Source organism: Streptococcus infantis SPAR10 (genome assembly GCF_000279535.1).
Lineage (GTDB): Bacteria > Bacillota > Bacilli > Lactobacillales > Streptococcaceae > Streptococcus > Streptococcus infantis_I.
In genome coordinates this window covers 1-2,500 of sequence record NZ_ALCH01000004.1, presented here as the reverse complement: position 1 = coordinate 2,500, position 2,500 = coordinate 1, and the positions used below count along the sequence as shown (strand labels likewise).

2 tRNA genes and 2 rRNA genes (1 of these 4 cut by a window edge) are annotated in these 2,500 nt (G+C 49.3%); all 4 read right to left on the bottom strand.

Features of this window, described 5'->3' with window-relative positions:
• Nucleotides 1-368, bottom strand: a 23S ribosomal RNA gene (locus tag SPAR10_RS05210); it reaches 2,534 nt to the left of the window's first position.
• 124 nt (nt 369-492) lie between these two features.
• Nucleotides 493-565, bottom strand: a tRNA-Ala gene (locus SPAR10_RS05205).
• A gap of 50 nt (nt 566-615) precedes the next feature.
• Nucleotides 616-2,160: ribosomal RNA gene (locus tag SPAR10_RS05200) — 16S ribosomal RNA — on the bottom strand.
• The 16S and 23S rRNA genes sit together here with 2 tRNA genes alongside, the layout of an rRNA operon.
• Nucleotides 2,161-2,387: 227 nt before the next feature.
• Nucleotides 2,388-2,459, bottom strand: a tRNA-Glu gene (locus tag SPAR10_RS05195).
• Nucleotides 2,460-2,500 lie beyond the last annotated feature (41 nt).

The window sequence follows — 2,500 nt, the reverse complement described above, 5'->3', positions numbered from 1 at the left end:
ACGAGGCTCTCACTCTCTTTGGCTGACCTTCCCATGTCATTCTTCTATAGTCTTTGAGTCCACATTGCAGTCCTACAACCCCGAAGAGTAAACTCTTCGGTTTGCCCTCCTGCCGTTTCGCTCGCCGCTACTAAGGCAATCGCTTTTGCTTTCTCTTCCTGCAGCTACTTAGATGTTTCAGTTCACTGCGTCTTCCTCCTCATATCCTTAACAGATATGGGTAACAGGTAGTACCTGTTGGGTTCCCCCATTCGGAAATCCCTGGATCATCGCTTACTTACAGCTACCCAAGGCATATCGTCGTTTGTCACGTCCTTCTTCGGCTCCTAGTGCCAAGGCATCCACCGTGCGCCCTTATTAACTTAACCTACTTTTTTGACCTTTCAGTCATAAACTCTTATTAATACTACAGCGTTTTCGGTTTATTTTCTTGTTACTATTTGATATAGATATTCAATTTTCAATGTGCATTACTTGGTGATCTCTCACCAATGGAGCCTAGCGGGATCGAACCGCTGACCTCCTGCGTGCAAAGCAGGCGCTCTCCCAGCTGAGCTAAGGCCCCACAAGACCTCTCAAGACTAAACAAGACCAATGTGCATTCCTTATCCTTAGAAAGGAGGTGATCCAGCCGCACCTTCCGATACGGCTACCTTGTTACGACTTCACCCCAATCATCTATCCCACCTTAGGCGGCTGGCTCCTAAAAGGTTACCTCACCGACTTCGGGTGTTACAAACTCTCGTGGTGTGACGGGCGGTGTGTACAAGGCCCGGGAACGTATTCACCGCGGCGTGCTGATCCGCGATTACTAGCGATTCCGACTTCATGTAGGCGAGTTGCAGCCTACAATCCGAACTGAGATTGGCTTTAAGAGATTAGCTTGCCGTCACCGGCTTGCGACTCGTTGTACCAACCATTGTAGCACGTGTGTAGCCCAGGTCATAAGGGGCATGATGATTTGACGTCATCCCCACCTTCCTCCGGTTTATTACCGGCAGTCTCGCTAGAGTGCCCAACTGAATGATGGCAACTAACAATAGGGGTTGCGCTCGTTGCGGGACTTAACCCAACATCTCACGACACGAGCTGACGACAACCATGCACCACCTGTCACCTCTGTCCCGAAGGAAAACTCTATCTCTAGAGCGGTCAGAGGGATGTCAAGACCTGGTAAGGTTCTTCGCGTTGCTTCGAATTAAACCACATGCTCCACCGCTTGTGCGGGCCCCCGTCAATTCCTTTGAGTTTCAACCTTGCGGTCGTACTCCCCAGGCGGAGTGCTTAATGCGTTAGCTACGGCACTAAACCCCGGAAAGGGTCTAACACCTAGCACTCATCGTTTACGGCGTGGACTACCAGGGTATCTAATCCTGTTTGCTCCCCACGCTTTCGAGCCTCAGCGTCAGTTACAAGCCAGAGAGCCGCTTTCGCCACCGGTGTTCCTCCATATATCTACGCATTTCACCGCTACACATGGAATTCCACTCTCCCCTCTTGCACTCAAGTTAAACAGTTTCCAAAGCGTACTATGGTTAAGCCACAGCCTTTAACTTCAGACTTATCTAACCGCCTGCGCTCGCTTTACGCCCAATAAATCCGGACAACGCTCGGGACCTACGTATTACCGCGGCTGCTGGCACGTAGTTAGCCGTCCCTTTCTGGTAAGATACCGTCACAGTGTGAACTTTCCACTCTCACACTCGTTCTTCTCTTACAACAGAGCTTTACGATCCGAAAACCTTCTTCACTCACGCGGCGTTGCTCGGTCAGACTTCCGTCCATTGCCGAAGATTCCCTACTGCTGCCTCCCGTAGGAGTCTGGGCCGTGTCTCAGTCCCAGTGTGGCCGATCACCCTCTCAGGTCGGCTATGTATCGTTGCCTTGGTGAGCCGTTACCTCACCAACTAGCTAATACAACGCAGGTCCATCTGGTAGTGGTGCAATTGCACCTTTCAAGCAGCTATCATGCGATATCTACTTTATGCGGTATTAGCTATCGTTTCCAATAGTTATCCCCCGCTACCAGGCAGGTTACCTACGCGTTACTCACCCGTTCGCAACTCATCCGAAGAGCAAGCTCCTCCTTCAGCGTTCTACTTGCATGTATTAGGCACGCCGCCAGCGTTCGTCCTGAGCCAGGATCAAACTCTCATTAAAAGTTTGAGTTCTCACTCATTTCTGTCACTGACAGATTTATTGTTTTTTCATTGTTCAGTACTACAACCTTAAGTTATAGTGCCCTGCACATTGGTTCGTCTTGTTCAGTTTTCAAAGGTCTTTGTCGCGCTTGCGACAACTATATTAGTATATCACAGTCACTTTTCTCTGTCAACAGGTTTTTTTAACTTTTTTAAATCCTATTTCCATCAACCGCGATACACCCATAGTCCGTACGGGATTCGAACCCGTGTTACCGCCGTGAAAAGGCGGTGTCTTAACCCCTTGACCAACGGACCTTGAGCTTTTTCAACTCTTTCTATTATACCTACTTTTAGAA